Annotated in this window: 17 protein-coding genes; 13 read left to right on the top strand and 4 right to left on the bottom strand. The window is 57.2% G+C overall.

Going from position 1 to position 15090, the window contains the following annotated elements; translation table 11 throughout:
* The first annotated feature begins 326 nt into the window (after nt 1–326).
* From KDL09_RS09425 to KDL09_RS09395, 7 genes are all read left to right on the top strand, one after another.
* Nucleotides 327–494 (top strand): hypothetical protein, encoded by a 168-nt coding sequence (locus tag KDL09_RS09425; RefSeq protein WP_294384211.1) that lies wholly within the window; start codon nt 327–329, stop codon nt 492–494.
* A gap of 370 nt (nt 495–864) precedes the next feature.
* Nucleotides 865–1062, top strand: a complete 198-nt coding sequence (locus tag KDL09_RS09420) for a hypothetical protein (protein WP_294384210.1) — start codon at nt 865–867, stop codon at nt 1060–1062.
* Between the two features lie 6 nt (nt 1063–1068).
* A complete protein-coding gene (locus KDL09_RS09415; RefSeq protein ID WP_294384208.1) occupies nt 1069–2802 on the top strand; it encodes a hypothetical protein in 1734 nt (577 codons plus the stop codon).
* Entirely contained in the window at nt 2799–3635 is an 837-nt protein-coding gene (locus KDL09_RS09410) for a ParA family protein (RefSeq protein ID WP_294384206.1), read from the top strand. Before KDL09_RS09415 ends, KDL09_RS09410 begins: the two co-directional genes overlap by 4 nt.
* On the top strand, nt 3632–4480 hold the full coding sequence (locus KDL09_RS09405) for a ParB/RepB/Spo0J family partition protein (protein ID WP_294384205.1): 849 nt from the start codon (nt 3632–3634) through the stop codon (nt 4478–4480). The genes KDL09_RS09410 and KDL09_RS09405 overlap by 4 nt, the downstream gene beginning before the upstream one ends.
* A gap of 61 nt (nt 4481–4541) precedes the next feature.
* The gene (locus KDL09_RS09400) at nt 4542–4838 is read left to right on the top strand and encodes a hypothetical protein (protein WP_294384203.1); all 297 of its coding nucleotides are present in this window, start codon (nt 4542–4544) and stop codon (nt 4836–4838) included.
* A 5-nt stretch (nt 4839–4843) separates the two neighbouring features.
* On the top strand, nt 4844–5140 hold the full coding sequence (locus tag KDL09_RS09395; protein ID WP_294384201.1) for a type II toxin-antitoxin system RelE/ParE family toxin: 297 nt from the start codon (nt 4844–4846) through the stop codon (nt 5138–5140).
* A 735-nt stretch (nt 5141–5875) separates the two neighbouring features.
* Here the strand turns inward: KDL09_RS09395 and KDL09_RS09390 are convergent.
* Genes KDL09_RS09390 through KDL09_RS09380 form a run of 3 tightly spaced genes read right to left on the bottom strand, consistent with a single transcriptional unit; the run spans nt 5876 to nt 8403 of the window.
* The gene (locus KDL09_RS09390) at nt 5876–7300 is read right to left on the bottom strand and encodes a ThiF family adenylyltransferase (RefSeq protein ID WP_294384200.1); all 1425 of its coding nucleotides are present in this window, start codon (nt 7298–7300) and stop codon (nt 5876–5878) included.
* Nucleotides 7297–7695: a hypothetical protein gene (locus tag KDL09_RS09385; RefSeq protein ID WP_294384199.1), complete on the bottom strand. Its 399-nt coding sequence runs from the start codon at nt 7693–7695 to the stop codon at nt 7297–7299. The genes KDL09_RS09390 and KDL09_RS09385 overlap by 4 nt, the downstream gene beginning before the upstream one ends.
* Before the next feature lie 6 nt (nt 7696–7701).
* On the bottom strand, nt 7702–8403 hold the full coding sequence (locus KDL09_RS09380; protein ID WP_294384198.1) for a hypothetical protein: 702 nt from the start codon (nt 8401–8403) through the stop codon (nt 7702–7704).
* A 193-nt stretch (nt 8404–8596) separates the two neighbouring features.
* On the opposite strand from KDL09_RS09380, the gene KDL09_RS09375 reads away from it, so the two are divergent.
* From KDL09_RS09375 to KDL09_RS09360, 4 genes are all read left to right on the top strand, one after another.
* A complete protein-coding gene (locus KDL09_RS09375) occupies nt 8597–9229 on the top strand; it encodes a hypothetical protein (RefSeq protein WP_294384196.1) in 633 nt (210 codons plus the stop codon).
* Nucleotides 9222–9659: a hypothetical protein gene (locus KDL09_RS09370; RefSeq protein WP_294384194.1), complete on the top strand. Its 438-nt coding sequence runs from the start codon at nt 9222–9224 to the stop codon at nt 9657–9659. Before KDL09_RS09375 ends, KDL09_RS09370 begins: the two co-directional genes overlap by 8 nt.
* Complete coding sequence (locus KDL09_RS09365) at nt 9646–10425, top strand: ImmA/IrrE family metallo-endopeptidase (RefSeq protein WP_294384191.1); 780 nt, start codon at nt 9646–9648, stop codon at nt 10423–10425. Before KDL09_RS09370 ends, KDL09_RS09365 begins: the two co-directional genes overlap by 14 nt.
* A gap of 205 nt (nt 10426–10630) precedes the next feature.
* Entirely contained in the window at nt 10631–11908 is a 1278-nt protein-coding gene (locus KDL09_RS09360) for a type IV secretion system DNA-binding domain-containing protein (protein ID WP_294384189.1), read from the top strand.
* 2 nt (nt 11909–11910) lie between these two features.
* Here the strand turns inward: KDL09_RS09360 and KDL09_RS09355 are convergent, their stop codons facing one another.
* Entirely contained in the window at nt 11911–12879 is a 969-nt protein-coding gene (locus tag KDL09_RS09355; protein ID WP_294384187.1) for a hypothetical protein, read from the bottom strand.
* Nucleotides 12880–13075: 196 nt separating this feature from the next.
* On the opposite strand from KDL09_RS09355, the gene KDL09_RS09350 reads away from it, so the two are divergent.
* Nucleotides 13076–13996: a zincin-like metallopeptidase domain-containing protein gene (locus tag KDL09_RS09350; protein ID WP_294384185.1), complete on the top strand. Its 921-nt coding sequence runs from the start codon at nt 13076–13078 to the stop codon at nt 13994–13996.
* A 54-nt stretch (nt 13997–14050) separates the two neighbouring features.
* Nucleotides 14051–14983: a replication-relaxation family protein gene (locus KDL09_RS09345; RefSeq protein ID WP_294384182.1), complete on the top strand. Its 933-nt coding sequence runs from the start codon at nt 14051–14053 to the stop codon at nt 14981–14983.
* Nucleotides 14984–15090: the final 107 nt, after the last annotated feature.

Below are 15090 nucleotides of genomic sequence, written 5' to 3'. Positions count from 1 at the left end.
TTACCTCGCCAACACCGGCGCTGGCAGCGATGCCAACTTCCTGTATGTGATGACTAACTTGAAGTTCTAAGCGTCCTGCCATTAAGTGACATAATGTTCAGCAAAAACGCAAGGTGCTACAGCTCACAAAAGTGGTAGGGCAATACAGAATGTACTCTGCTTGCATTGTTCTTTTTTAATCGAGCGAAACCAACCGGAAAAGCGTGCTAAAAATGCCAGCCTGAGAGATGAGAAGGGCAAATCCACGACAACCACCAGCATATCAGGGAGCAAGACAACTTTCAGAGATGCCTAGGGAAGAATGACTGGGACAGCCACAGGTTCAGGTGCAGATCAATCCCTTGGAGGTGGTGCAGTTCATCAGCGGTAGTTTTGTGCCAATGAACGAGATGTGTGAACGTGCCGGATTGAGCGAACGCCAGATATACGACCGGACCAAGGTGGTGTTTGAGTATTTCAACCTGCTTTTCGATGCGGTTCCAGCCCATTGGTAATCGGAGTCAGTGCCATCCGATCTCCAGCCTCTCATCACCGCAGCCACTCGCCACGCTCGTTTCACCATGAAGCACATTGTTTCTCTTTCTCTCGTCCCTCCCCCGCCGCCAACGGCCCGTCTGGCATCGGCTCCTTCGTCGTCCGAATGGCAGACCAGCCGTTGCCCCGGCCTCCCTTGGCCGCGTCACCAGCGACGGAGGCTAGGCCAGCTCCTCCCCGCCTTTCCACGAGGACTGGCCCATGCTCCGTCACCGGCCACGCGGGGGCACGGGTGCGGAAAGAAAAACTTCGGCTGACCGAAGTCGCGTGTTTCACGTTATCCACAGGGCGATGTGACACGCCCGGTCACCTTCATGGTATGATGAGGGCATGGAAAAAATCGTGCGCAAATCAGCGGGCGTGAAGTTCGAGAGTGATGTGCTGGCGTTCATCGACCGCCTCGCTCGCGAACAGCAGCGCAGCCGCAGTTTCATCATCAATGCCATCCTCAGATGGTATTCCAAATGGCTCTCAGAACAGCAGGCCAAGGTCGAGGCGGAGCAAGATCAGCCGGTGATCCGGTTGTAGGCCGCCATGCTGAGCATTCTGGATCAAAAAGCACCGTTTCAAACATCCCAGGCTCCCGAGCCGGTGATTTCAGCGTTCGAGGGATTCAAAGCACCGACCTCCAACACCACCTACACGCCGAACCAGTTCTTCGATGTCGTGATCCCGCACTTCTCCCGGGGCGTGGTGCGCATCGTGGCCTATCTGCTGCGCAAGACGCTCGGCTGGTGTGATGCGAATGGGAATCCGCAGGAGGAGCAGATCGAGGTGACCTACTCGGAACTGGAACGAAAGGCCGGCGTGAGCCGTGACATGATCCGCGCCGCACTGGATGATTCTCTGGCGGGTCACTTGCTCGAATGCGTCACGGAAGGCCGAGCGAAGCACGCGCATGATGCCGGGCAGTCCGCCCGCTACCAGCTCCGCTGGTCATCCATGCCCTACACGACGCGATTGGAGCACTTCGATGGCTTCTTTGAAGGCGAAGGCAACCGCACCGACATCCCGAACGAGTTCTTTGACGTGCTCATTCCCCGCGAGCCGCTTTCCGTGATCAAAGTCGTCGGAGCGATCATCCGCCACAGCATCGGCTTCCAGACGAAACATGGCCGCCGTCGCCAGCAGGTGGCACTGTCCTATCAGCAGATCGAGAACTACGCCCGCTTCGGCAGCCGTTCAGATCTCGCCAAGGCCATCCGCATCGCGATGGAGAAGAACTACATCGTGCGGCTGGAGAGCGGTGTGTTCAGCCATGAGGCCACCGAGCGGCGGCGGGCGGTGTATGCGCTTCGCTGGTGCGATTTTCCGAACGGTCAGAAAAACGAACCAGCCGTCCATCAGTCAGAAATTCAGACCAGTATCAGTCCGAATTCCGAACCAGCACATCAGTCAGAAATCCGCACCAACATTAAAACGAAACCAGGAAATGAAACTGGAAACCGCCTTGCGGCTGACACGGAGTTGCGAGACAGGCTTCTCGCTTTCGGCTTCAGCGAAAAGACCGTCGCGAAGCTGATGCGGGAGCACAGCCGCGAGGAGATCGAGCAGCAGATCGCCTGGATGCCAGACCGCGCACCGGCACGCAGTCCGGCGGGGCTGCTACGCCGATCCATCGAGCAGCGATGGCCCGCACCGATAAAACTTCGGTCAGCCGAAGTCACCAGCGTGACGCAGGCCGGATGGGACTTCGCGCGATGCTTCTACGCAGCCTATGGAGGCAATCGAGGCGAGCCGGTGAATGATCCATCGCCACGCGAGGCGCAGACCGCGGAGAGCTTCGTGCAGCGATTGACCCGTGCCACGAAGGAGGAAGGCCGTGCGGATCAATGGGGCCGTGAGCTGGGCACTCTCGCACGCGAGCAGCGGCATCCGTTTCCATCGCTCACGCTTGCCATCCGCCAGCTTGGCGATGCCTTTCTCGTCCAGCGGGAAAAGCAGCGCCTCCAGGTGCAGCTCGCCAGCATCACGCAGAGCCGTGAGCAGCACGAGCAGCGCTTCCGTGGGGACTGGCTCCGCTGGCTTGCGGCCAAGGAGTCCGAGATGCGAGACACGCGTCCCGAGGACTACCAGCGTTTCACTGCGCAGCGGGAGAGCGAGCGTGACCGGCTCGCTGCCGATCCGAAGCCGTGGTCGCGTCGCGTGCTGGAGCACTTCGACACGGACAACGCCCGCCTCGGTGCCTTCCGCCAGTGCTTCGGCCTCCCGGACTTCTGGCAGTGGGACACCGCATTTAACAGCCAATCATTCAAACCAAACCCATGAACATCATCACCGTCATCAATGCCAAGGGAGGTTGTGGCAAGAGCACCATCGCCATGAACCTCGCCAGCGGCCTCGCGCGTCACGGGCATCGAGTCCTGCTCATGGATCTCGATCCGCAGGCGCAGGTCACCCAATGGCTCGCCGCAGGGGATGGACTCACGCCGGAGGGCACGCTCGTGGCCGCGCTCACGCGCCAGCAATCGCTCTCCGAGGTCATCCAGCCCACTGGCTTTGAAAACATGTCCTTCGTCGCCAGCGCCGACGGCCTGGAAGACCTCGGGCGTGAGATCAGCCAGACGGAGGGCTATCCCTCCATGCTCACGCAATTGATCGCCGAGGAGCACATCGCCGACCGCTTTGACTTCCTCGTCATCGACTCGCCAAACCAAATCTCGCCGATCATGGAGAACGCCATCTTTCCAGCGGACGCCTTCATCGTGCCGTTTGAAAGCACAAAGGCCGTGAAGAGCTACGCCAGCATCTACAAGCTGCTCGTGAAGCTCCGCCCGACCGCCGACTTCCGCATGCTGCATGTGCTGAGCAATCTCACACGCCTGCCAGGCCTGCGAAAGCGCGTGCTGGCCCTGCTTGCGGATGACGGCATCCCATCGGCACGCAGCGAGATCCGCTCCTGCGGATGGATGGCGCAGGTGGACGAGAATGGAGGCAGCATCTTCCACTATCGTCCGCTTTCCAAAGGAGCGCAGGACATGGCCGCCCTCGTCGAAGAGGTGCGGGACTTATTCACTAACGGGCCGCAGGCCCACACGGAGACCGCCGCCGCATCGCCCGACCATGCGATGAGCGCGGAAGTCACCGCCCCAACAGCATGACCAAACTACCCGATGGCAAAAGCCGTCTCGATCTCGTGAAGTCCGGCCTCACCGGCGGACTGCCAAAACGAGGCCGCTTCATTGTCAGCATCGACCGCCTTCTCGAAGACCCGGAGAACGAACGAAAAATCTTCCACAACATGGACGACATGATCGAGTCCGTGCGTCGTCACGGCATCATCGAGCCCATCACCGTTACCCAGGAGGGCGACCGCTACCGCATCCTCACCGGCCACCGCCGCTTCCGCGCCGCCAAGGCCGTCGGCCTCACCGAGCTGGAGGTGCTCGTGCGCGAGCCGGATGATCAGATCACCCGCCGCTTCAAAAGTCTCATCTCCAACATCCAGCGGGAAAACATCCCCGCCGTCGAGCTGGCGGAGACGCTTCACAGCCTGCTCAGTTCAGGTGCCGCCGAGTCCCAGCGTGAACTCGCCCGGCAGATAGGGAAGAGCGAGCAATGGATGTCCGGCATGCTCCGCGTGCTGGAGTTGCCCGCACGCCTTCAGGAAGAGCTGCGCAGCACACCTGGCATCGGCTACGAGATGGCCCAGCGCATCGCCCAGGTGGGGGACTCGCAGTTTCAGGAGCAGCTCGTCACCGCCGCCGTGGCAGGGGAGAGTGTGGGGCGCATCCGCGAGCGCATCGCCAGCTTCCGCACCACCCAGGGCTCCACGTCTTCATCCCGACTCAAGACACGCACCAGCCAACTCATCCAGCTCACGCATCGAGAGGGGAGTTGCGTTGCCAGCCTCCGCGCCAAACGCGAACCCGGAGCCCAGGAAGCCATGCTGGAGGCCCTCCGCCAGCTCGCCGAGCAGGTGAGGGCGGACGACAGCCTGCGGTGAGTCCAGGCCTCCATTCCTGCCCCTCGACAAATCCACAGGGGCTTGATACAATGCACCCATCATGAGTTCCACCGTCGAACACATCCGCCAAGAGATCGATCAGCTCGCCCCTGATGAGGTTCGGGAGCTTTTCACCGATCTCCAGCAGGAGTATCCACTGCGGCTGCTTCAGGTCGAAGAAACCGCGCCAGACCTCTCCGACCTCAGTGAGGCTGACAAGGTGAAGCTCGAAGCCCTCCGCCAGGAGATCCAGGCTGCTGCCGACTCCTTGGATCGTGGTGAAGGCATCCAGATTGATTGGGATGCCAAGCTCGCACGCCGGCACCAGGCATACGCGGCACGTCAGACCGCTAGCTAAAGCCCATGTCAAACGTCACCTACTCAGCGCTGGCTGACCGCGACCTCGACGACATCTGGGATTACATCGCCCAGGACAGTGTTTTTCAGGCTGACAGGCTTTGGCAGCGCATGCGCGACAAGCTCGAATACCTCGCCAAGTGGCAGACCATCGGGCGGCCACGCCCGGAACTCTCCAAAGGCTGCCGCAGCTATCCCTTCGGCAAATACTGCTTCTACTTCCGGTCTTCTGACTCCGGCATCGAGGTGCTCAGGATTCTGCATTCGGCCCGCGATCTCGATCAGATCACCTTCCCCAAGTAACACCACACCACGCCAAAGGCGTCAAGACCACCGACCTTACCAGGGCTGCTGCGAAGCAGCTCTTTTGCTTTTCAGGCACCGCAGCGGCGATTGCCAATCGTCGAGCTCATCATCAAGGACACGGTTCAAAACTACGGCTGACCGAACTCGGGCCTCAAGGACACCGGCTGTCCGAAAAGCCTTTTTTTAGGCCGTGAAAGTGTCCTTGAGTCGGGAAACAAATATTCTGCGACATGCTTTTCCCCGGCCATTGCCGCTCTCCCGTCATCCACGAGGCCCTACATCCCCCCCTATTTACATGGTATGTAGGGGTGCGCGAAAAAATCGCGGCGAGTGCTACCGCACCGACGACGGTTTCAAGGCTTCACTGAGCCGCGAATCGCTGCCAGGCCTTGTGACGGGTGCCCCCACGTGTTCGGGCTGAACGCCCGACTTCACGCGGTTTCCTACGGCGACAAGGACTTGATCGACCTGCGGATAAAGGTCATGGCCAGCACCGGGCTACCCGCCCTCGGCCAATGACCAACCGCGTGAAGTCGGCCGCTCCGGCCAGCCGGCTGAAAAGCCGGACTGCCCTCGCCCTTCACACGTGGGGGCCACGAACGCGGGCTTCGCCCGTCACGAAACACGACGGGTGCTGAAAAAGTCACGACGAGGGCCTGGCGGCGGACGACGTGGCGACGCAAGATCTAGCTGTTTGCGCACAACCCATTTGCTGCTCGTCCCGCAGACAACCTATCGACATGGCAAAGAGGCTCGATCCCCTTTCCCAAATGCAGAACTGGCGTGAGTTCCGCAGTGAATGCAGTTTGCATGATAGTTAAGTTCTACTTTGGTCCAGTGTCGCTCACGAGCAAAGTGTTGACGATACCCTGGCTGGGCACTCGATTGGAACATGCCCTGAAAACCAACAAGGAAATCGTTTACCCCTTGAGCCGCACCAACGGCGTTCAAGGTGATGACACTCGGAGCCTTCACATCTTTGATGTATGCCTGCCGTTTTCGCTCCTCCTCGCTAATTGCTTCGTCCTGGAGCTTGCCTGCATCAATCAGTTGATTGCAGAGAAGGCAGCCTCCGCCGGCAAAGGGCAGAATCATTCGCGACACGCTAAAGACATCCCCCACTTTCCCGTCGTCGCCTACCGTCACCTTCGATCCAATTTGGACTCCTGGAATCAGATACTGGTGAACCAGGGCATTGAATACCAGACGGCTTTGCATCGTGTCCGCGCACAAGAACAGGTAATCCACATCAGCCATCTTCAAGGCCGTTTCTCGATCCACGATGTCTCCACGAATGGCGTGATAACGGACGGCATGATTTGCCTCATGCGCCACCCTTCGGGCCACCTCAACCTTCGGCGTCGCCAGCCACTCTCCGAATCGTTTCAGAGCTGGCCATTTACTGGTCACCAACCAATCTTGTGAATCCCAGCGTCGGGAACCGACGACCCGCGAGAGGTTACTGAGTTCCAACTTTTCAGGATCGACAGCGACGATTTCGCCCACTCCAACCCTCGCGAGCAATTCGTTCACCAGCGACCCAACGCCCCCAAGGCCGATGATGCCAATTTTGGCTTTAGCAAGGCGTCTCTGCCCCACTTGGCCAAAGATCAAGGACTGACGATGGAACATCCCGTCAAACGCAGCGGCCTGATTTGAAGGGGCCGGAAACAACTCCCGACAGTTGAGCCCAACAACTGTCATGTCATTAAGAGGACGAGTGCCGCTGCGGGTCCAAATCTCTCCGGCCACAGCATTCTCCGCAAACACCAAAGCCCCAACAGGCCCACCGCAGGTAATGTCGAGTAGTGCCGGATACCCGCGCTGGTGCGATGCCAAATCTGTTTCTGAAAACGAAACCGAGTCACGTCCGCCATGGCAGTGAACGGCGAAGTAGCACAAGTGCTCTTTCGCCGCCATATGGGAGGCCTTAGCAACAAAATCTGAAGTTAGCATCCGGTAACCACGCCTACCAGGCACATAATCGACGCCATCTTTTGCCAGGAGAACTTGGCGCACTAAAAAGCGAGTCTCACGCGAGGATTCGGAAATCCCCGCCAGCAGAACAGCCCCATGCTCATCACCATCCCCAGGAAATAGATGGCGATGAAGTTTGTCAAAGTCTGCCGAACTGATTCGGAAACGATAGGAATTCATTGTTGGGATCGAAGCCATTCCAGGACGCGTTGAAGTTTCAATGCAGCTGTATCCACGGCTGCATCACGACGATTTGATCTGCGGGACAGCATTACCGCTGCCTCCCTGCCACTGGGTGGTTCCCAAAATTGGTTTTGTGGATGGAGCGGGCTGGTAAGATCTTTGCCGTCCTTTCGCCTCAAATGCGGCACCAGAAAGTGAGGGTAAACATCCGCGAAGGGATACTGGAACGTGATTCGGAATGCCACCCAACTACGCTCAGGCTCATAGTGCGAGCCAATATCGAGGTTGGGAACTTTCACGAACGCGCCACCCTCACTATCAGGTTGCACATCGACATGACAGTCAAACGAGACGCAAATCTCTTGAATGGCCTTTTCGATTTCTGGTTTCATGGAGACTCAGGAATTGTCATCTGCCGCGACGCAGCGGAATTCATCACAGGGTTTGAGAACCAGCTTCTTGTCATCAGGGATGGCAGGCCCCTGATTTCCATCTGGAGTAATCGCGTGCAGGACGAAGTCCTCTCCGATCTGGACACCCTGCGCGATAGCGGTCTGCTTAATCTCCAAAGCAGTGACACGTCGCTTGGTGAAACGAACAGGGTTGTTGTTAACCTTGATCGTCAGGACCAGTTTCCTTGCCGTGAAGACACAGCCCTCAGCATGATGAACATGCTCATCGTTGGCAATGACCACGTCATTGGGAGACTCGTAATCACGCAGAAGCTCGACTTCGTCGGGAAGGTCAAAAAGTCTTTTCAGAGTGCGCCCGGTCTGCGCGGGAATCACCGTCACTTTCCACTCATCATCCAAGACGAAAGCGCGTTTAGCAGGCTCAACGCATTCAGAGGAGGGCTTGGCCTCGCAGCGTGGAATCACACGAAATACGTTACCATCACCGAGGTTAATGATCTGCCCATCGTCGATAACGACGTCATTGGAACTGTTATGGTCGCGCTGCAAAACAACGTCGGGACCAAAGGCAGTCTGGTCGAGGATGTCCCTGGCCACGAACTTCTGACGAGGCATCGGGAAGAGCCGATCTTCAATGACAGCGGCCCACTTTGGCGCGGGGCGGCAATTTGACGCATGTTCTGCCATGGCGGAGCCGTGGCCTTCGTTTTCTTTTGGGGGGGGCTGCATAATATAAGAGAGGCCCTGTTGATGGCCTTCACTCGTCTTCTGCCGGGAACCCGCGCAAATTTGCCGATGCGGCTGCAAAAAAGTTTGTGACGACGGAAAATTTCAACCGATTCTCGGCAGTAACTAGAAACGGAGAGTTTTTCTCAGACCGATGAGTGCGCCAATAGATGACATTCCCCAGCAAATAAAACGAGAGCTTACCCAGGCGCTTTGGAAGAAGCTTTTGCTATATGCTGACAACAGCATTCGTGAACACATCTGGCATGGTGTCTTGGGCGGTCTTCCGCTTCACGGGAAATCGGCAGAGGACTACCTTCAGGACGCGCTCATGAAGACATTGACCGGTAAACGTAAATGGAAGCCGGCGGCTTGCGCGTTGGAGCAACATCTCAGGGGTGTGCTTGATAGCGACATTAATCATGACTCGATGCGTCCCATGAACCAGCGGATACTTCGCGAAGGGAGCTTGGATAGCGATAACTCCCAGGATTCGACATCTTTTTTCGATAGAATCGACGCCGCCACCCTCACTATCGAAGAGGTCGAGAAGTTGAAAGAGTGGGACACAATGCTTTTCAATTTTTTAGAGGAACTCTCGGACGACAAACCAGTGCAGCAATTGTTTGAGGCCATTTTCGACGGCACGATCAAGAGAGCCGATCAAGCAAAGGCACTTGGAGTGCCTGAAACTCAGATTGACGCATTTAAAAAACGTCTATCCACACGAGTGAAAAAATTCATCACCAACCAAAATCAGACACCCAAGGAGGTTCACCATGCCTGACCAACCGTCACCACGAAATTCGGCGCATGTTCTGCGAGACTTGCACAGCTATATCGCTGAACCCGTTTTGAACATAGATGCCCTCTCGGAGCAGCAAATCGAAGTGGAACTCAAACGCCGTTCCATTTCGCCACAGGCGTCGTTCCGAGCTATTCATGAATTGCTGGACGATCATATCGCAGCCTCAGAACTTGCGGCTGCAAGGCAGAACCGCCTCGCTCGGCTGGAAGCGGTAAAACCGTCTGGCTCAATTTTGGCGGGAGTTCGTGAAAAAATTCACAAACTCATCCAGTCGCTCAGTCCGCAAGTGGCAGGAGCATATTGGAGCAAGTTCGAGTCAGCTAGTGATGAGGAGCTACAGTCTCTTTATGATGACTTGATAGAACTTGGAAGCCACTCGGACAACACAGAGAGCAATGGCAAATCGTGATCCAAACTTCATGCGCGCTCAAGGAGAGGCGTTTCGCTTGAACAAGAGATTCGCCGGGCGAACACCAGGCGCACTTGATTTTGATGATGTTGCCATGGCGCTGGGAGTGCTTGTGATTTCACATGGGGTGAGCGGGGCATCTGCAAGACTGGTTCGCGGGAAGGAAGGTGGGAGGATACGCCTCAATCCCAAGATTAGAGAAGAAGGTGCCCGCCGATTTGCGATTGGGCACGAACTCGGACACTGGCTTATGCACGAGTCCGAGTCACAGATGTTTGTGTGTTCAGCATCAGATTTGCGTGATTACCGAGAAAGCCCATTGGAGGCAGAGGCTAACTATTTTTCTTCAGAACTGCTAATGCCAACAGGCCTGTTTAGGCCGCTTATGGAGAAAGCTGATCCAGATTTGAGCTTGATCAAAGAATGGGCGACCTTGTTTCGGGCATCATTGACCGCCACCACCCTTCGTTTCATTCGAGATTCCAAACATGACTGCATTGCGGCCAGCATCAAGAACGGTATCGTCGAGTGGTCGTGGAAGAAATCGGATGGCCGAAGAGTTTGGCTCCATAGGAAACAGCAAATTGAGCCGGGGTCACTTGCTTGGGAGTTACACCAAGGACGCTGCGTTCCTGATAAAATGGAAGTAGTAGATTCAGCAGCGTGGTTCCGTCATCTGCCATTTAGATTTTCGGGAGAGGTTCAAGAACAGTCTATTTCCATGACGAGCTACAATGCGATCTTCACGCTGTTGTGGATCTCGTGAAGTAGCGCTTCTGTTCATGCTATACTGAATTCACCCTTCAGCCGTCGAGGCCAGTTGCCGTTACCCGCCTGGCTCGATCCAACAGACGTTTGCCGGGTGACTTGCCGGGCGGGCACCCATTTTGACGAGGGGGTGATCGCTGGCCCGGTTTTCATTCATGTTCCTTTCTGGAGCGGCGGCTGGCCTGGGCGGCGTGAACATAGCCATGAACGAACACGATCTTCACATCGGCATGAGGCATGTCTGGGGCGGCGAGCAGCCGTTTGGCTTCGACCTGGCTGATGCTCGCTACCACACCTACATCATCGGCAAGACGGGCTCCGGGAAGACCACGCTCCTGCGCAATCTCATCCTCCAGCTCATCCAGCAGGGCCACGGCGTCGGTCTCATCGACCCGCATGGCGATCTGGCGGAGGATTTGCTCCTGCACATCCCACCGCAGCGGGCCGAACAGACGCTCTATTTTCATCCTGGCGACCTCGATCACCCCATCGGCCTCAATTTGCTGGCCCAGACCGCGCCGGAAGACCGTCACCTCGTCGCCTCCGGCATCGTGAGCGCCTTCAAAAGCCTGTGGCAGGAAAGCTGGGGGCCGCGGCTGGAATACATCCTGCACAACGCCATCGCCGCGCTGACGCATTGCCCGAACACCACGCTCCTCGGCCTGAACCGCCTGCTCACCGACGCGGCCTATCGCCGCTGGGTGGTGAACCAGATCGACGATCCCTTCCTGCGCGACTTCTGGGAGAACGAATACGAGAGCTGGGAGCCGCGCTTCATGCGCGAGGCCATCGCGCCCATCCAAAACAAGGCCGGCCAGCTCCTCCTCTCCCCCGTCATCCGCAACATCATCGGCCAGGTGCGCAGCAAGGTGAGCATCCCCTTTGTCATGAACGAAGGCCGCATCTTCCTCGCGAACCTCTCGAAGGGCGAGATCGGCCACGACAAGGCCAACCTGCTCGGCTCCCTGCTCATCACGCAGTTCCAGCTCGCCGCCATGGCCCGCAATCGTCAGCCGGAGCACGAGCGGCGCGACTTCTTCCTCTTTGTCGATGAGTTTCAAAACTTCGCCACGGAGAGCTTCACCTCCATCCTGGCAGAGGCGCGGAAATACCGGCTCAATCTCACCCTGAGCCATCAATACATCGCCCAGCTCTCCCCCACCGTGCGGGAGGCCGTGTTTGGCAATGTCGGCACCCTCGTCGCCTTCCGTGTCGGCTTTGCCGATGCCGAGCATCTGCACGGCGAGTTTGGCGAGGAGTTCCACCAGCGTCAGTTCGTCGATCTACCCCGCTACGAGACCCTCATCCGTAATCAATCCGCCAGCGGCTCCATCCACTTCCAGCGCACCCGTCTCTCCCCGCCCATCGAGACGCACCAGGGCCGCAAAGCCAAGCTCCTCCGCCGCTCCCGCGAGCGCTTCGCCACGCCGCGAGCCGAGGTCGAGGAGAAGCTGAAGCGGTGGTTGCGGCAGATCGAGTAGTATTAGATGCCAGCGTGATCCTTTACGATCTGCTCTAGTTGCAGGACGAATAGCCAGTGCTGCAAATGGTTGATCGAACGATGCGAGGCCACTCCGAAGGACCTTTCGAGAAGCTCACGTGTCTCATCGCTATCCATTTCCAGACCAAGAACTGAGAGCCACTCCTTTTCCTTCGCGAAAAGTTGAGGACGCGTAGGAATGTAGTCCGGTTTTGATTTCGCGGACTCTTTTCGTCCTGCAATTGTATTGTTCCATTTGCCATCCAGGTAGTCGCAGATGGCTTTGGCTGCGGACTCCGGCCAGTCCCAGATGACGGTCCACTTTTGATTCTTGCCCAGCTTCATCTCACGCTGAAAGTTTTTATACATGACTGCATAAGCAGATCGTCCGAAGCGCTTTTCTCTTTCGAGACCCAGGCGGTTGAATTTCTCCATAATGGTAGATTTCATCAGGCCATTGGCTCCAATAGTCTTGGGAATTGGGAGCCTATTGACGACCGCATCCTTGGAAGGCCGTTTTGGGGCCTTCAAATGCGGATAGAATCTACCTCGAACAAGTTCGAAGCGGTGAATGTGCTTTTCAAGCTCTGACCAAGCGAGAAACTGAATGTCCACATTTTCTTTCTCTGACAGTTCAATGGCTTTGTCTTGGATCGACGGATACTTCTTTGTAGTCGTTGCAAAAAGCAGCGTGGTGAACGGATGCGGCCAGCCGCGCACCTTGCAAGCCGTCTCCTCCAGATCAGCAGCAAGCTCTCGGCGAAGATCCACATCCTTGCGGTTGGTGTCCTTCTTTTTGCACTGCACGATTATGCGCAAAGGCTTGGAGTAGATGTCCACGCCATACTGGTTGCTTCCGCGTCCCCGATAAAGCTGAAACGAGGTGGTGTTGTGAATGGCATTCAAAATGTCACAAACGAGCTCTTCAAACGCGGACTCCTCCGCCAGCACTTCGTAATGGTATCGACTCATGATGGGCTGTTGATTTCAACCGAGGTCAAAACACTTCGAGAGCCACATTTTGCAATCGGCATTTTGCATGAACACACCGTGTTCTGATACAATGCGGACGGAGCGATCCGCGCTGCCACGGGCCTGCGGTTGTCAGCCTGAAGTCTGCCTCACTCCTGAGGTCGGCTTCTCCTGACAACCCCGAACCGAAGCCCTCATGAGCCACGCAGAGTCCCGCATTGATCCTTATCAAGCTGTCACCGATCTCATCCTTGAACACCTGGAACGCGGCGTCGTTCCCTGGCGCTGCCCCTGGCAGCGCGAAGTCGGCATCCCGCGCAACTTCCACACCGGCAAGACCTACAACGGCATCAACGTGCTGCTACTGGGTCTGCGGCACATGCCATCCCCCTACTGGCTGACTTTTCGTCAGGCCCAGGAGCGCGGTGGTCACATTCGCAAAGGCGAACACGGTGCCCATGTGATCAAAGTCGGTGAATCGAAGTCATCGTCAGCCGATGATGCTGAAGCAACCGATGAACCCAGGCGGAAACGGCTGTTCCTTCGCGAATACACCGTTTTCAACGCGGTGCAGATCGAAGGCATCGACTTCCCGCCAGTGAACTCGATTCCGCAGCTCCCCGTGAGCGAACGAATCGAAGCCGCCGAGCAGATCGTCGCCGAAATGTCCAATCCGCCCTGCATCCACGAAGGAGCACGCACGATGGCCTGTTACAGTCTCCAAACCGATACGGTGCAGATGCCGCCTTTTGGGAGCTTTGAGAGTGCCGAGGCCTACTACCTCACGCTCTTTCACGAACTAATTCACGCGACAGGACATCCTGATCGCCTGAATCGTGAAAGCCTCCTCAAGCATGACGGATTCGGAGGGAAGGTCTATTCCCAGGAAGAACTCGTCGCCGAGATGGGGGCGGCTTTCCTCGGCATGGAAACGCACATCGTGAGCGATGCCCACGAACAGTCCGCCTCCTACCTGCAAAGCTGGCTCGATGTCCTGCGTGTCAAAGAACACAAACGCTGGATTATCCAAGCCGCCGCCCAGGCAACCAAGGCCGCGAACTACATTCAAAACCGCGCCACCCTCGTTGACTCCAAAGAAGCGATCATGACAGCCTGAACCCCGAAGCCTCTCCACACCCTGGAGAGGCTTTGTTCATGATAGAATGCAGAAATGACAGCAACGCAGCAGCGGCTCCCACGCTTCAAACGTGCTCCCGAAGCCGCTGGATCATTTCAATTCACCCCACGCGACCTCGAACTCTTGCGCAACATCGCGGAGCATCGCTTCATCAAGTCGGAGTGGCTCGTTAAGCTCGTGGGTGGCAGCCGACAGCAGGTGCTTCGTCGGCTCAACCTGCTCTACCACCATGGCTACCTCGACCGGCCCCACTGCCAGCTCGATTATTACCACCAAGGCGGATCACGCAGCATGATCTATGGCCTCGCCTCTCGTGGAGCCGGCCGTCTCCGCCGTGACCTCAATATGCCCTTTGAACGCATGGACTGGACGACTCGCAACAAGCAAGTGGGCCGACTTTTCCTCGAACACACGCTCATGGTCAGCGACTTCATGGCGGCGCTCGAACTGGAGTGCCGATCGCATCAAGAAATCAGCATCGTCTATGGTGGCGATCTCCCCCAGCCCAAAGAACGAGCCAATCGCCGCGAGCCGTTTCGTTGGACGGTTGATCTTCCTGGCAAGCGTCGTGTCGGCGTGGTGCCAGACAAGGTTTTCGCTCTCGACACCAACCGCTCGGATGGAAACACCTCGCGAATGATCTTCTTCCTGGAGGCGGATCGAGGGACAATGCCAGTTGAGCGACGAGACTTGAGGCAGAGTTGTTTGCTCAGAAAGGCAAAAGCCTACGAGGCAACCCACGCCTCAGCTCGGCATCGTGAATGGCTGGGTGCCCGTCGTTTCTGCCTGCTGATGCTCATGGCAGGAGCCGAGCGTCGCGAGCATGTGCGGGCCGCTTTCAAAGCGGCACCATGGTTGCGGGTGATCGAACCTGATGATGTCGCTGCCTTACTCAAGCCATTAACGTTGCACCACATTCCTCAGCCGCCGTCAACTCCCGCCAGAACAAGCCGCCTGATACCATGAGCCGTGGAGGTGTTTGCAAAACGCAAACATCCCGCAAACACCAACACAGCTCATTCACATATGGGAAGACCCTTCATTGACTTCACGGCGGTCAAAGCCGCCGTGAC

The sequence above is a fragment of the Prosthecobacter sp. genome (assembly GCF_020439865.1).
Lineage (GTDB): Bacteria > Verrucomicrobiota > Verrucomicrobiia > Verrucomicrobiales > Verrucomicrobiaceae > Prosthecobacter.
This window is presented reverse-complemented; position numbering and strand designations above follow the sequence as displayed.

Bases quoted from the DNA above. Each gene is read 5' to 3' on its own strand.
- KDL09_RS09420 (WP_294384210.1), top strand. From the start codon at position 865: ATGGAAAAAATCGTGCGCAAATCAGCGGGCGTGAAGTTCGAGAGTGAT.
- KDL09_RS09415 (WP_294384208.1), top strand. From the start codon at position 1,069: ATGCTGAGCATTCTGGATCAAAAAGCACCGTTTCAAACATCCCAGGCT.
- KDL09_RS09410 (WP_294384206.1), top strand. From the start codon at position 2,799: ATGAACATCATCACCGTCATCAATGCCAAGGGAGGTTGTGGCAAGAGC.
- KDL09_RS09405 (WP_294384205.1), top strand. From the start codon at position 3,632: ATGACCAAACTACCCGATGGCAAAAGCCGTCTCGATCTCGTGAAGTCC.
- KDL09_RS09400 (WP_294384203.1), top strand. From the start codon at position 4,542: ATGAGTTCCACCGTCGAACACATCCGCCAAGAGATCGATCAGCTCGCC.
- KDL09_RS09395 (WP_294384201.1), top strand. From the start codon at position 4,844: ATGTCAAACGTCACCTACTCAGCGCTGGCTGACCGCGACCTCGACGAC.
- KDL09_RS09390 (WP_294384200.1), bottom strand. From the start codon at position 7,300: ATGAATTCCTATCGTTTCCGAATCAGTTCGGCAGACTTTGACAAACTT.
- KDL09_RS09385 (WP_294384199.1), bottom strand. From the start codon at position 7,695: ATGAAACCAGAAATCGAAAAGGCCATTCAAGAGATTTGCGTCTCGTTT.
- KDL09_RS09380 (WP_294384198.1), bottom strand. From the start codon at position 8,403: ATGGCAGAACATGCGTCAAATTGCCGCCCCGCGCCAAAGTGGGCCGCT.
- KDL09_RS09375 (WP_294384196.1), top strand. From the start codon at position 8,597: ATGAGTGCGCCAATAGATGACATTCCCCAGCAAATAAAACGAGAGCTT.
- KDL09_RS09370 (WP_294384194.1), top strand. From the start codon at position 9,222: ATGCCTGACCAACCGTCACCACGAAATTCGGCGCATGTTCTGCGAGAC.
- KDL09_RS09365 (WP_294384191.1), top strand. From the start codon at position 9,646: ATGGCAAATCGTGATCCAAACTTCATGCGCGCTCAAGGAGAGGCGTTT.
- KDL09_RS09360 (WP_294384189.1), top strand. From the start codon at position 10,631: ATGAACGAACACGATCTTCACATCGGCATGAGGCATGTCTGGGGCGGC.
- KDL09_RS09355 (WP_294384187.1), bottom strand. From the start codon at position 12,879: ATGAGTCGATACCATTACGAAGTGCTGGCGGAGGAGTCCGCGTTTGAA.
- KDL09_RS09350 (WP_294384185.1), top strand. From the start codon at position 13,076: ATGAGCCACGCAGAGTCCCGCATTGATCCTTATCAAGCTGTCACCGAT.
- KDL09_RS09345 (WP_294384182.1), top strand. From the start codon at position 14,051: ATGACAGCAACGCAGCAGCGGCTCCCACGCTTCAAACGTGCTCCCGAA.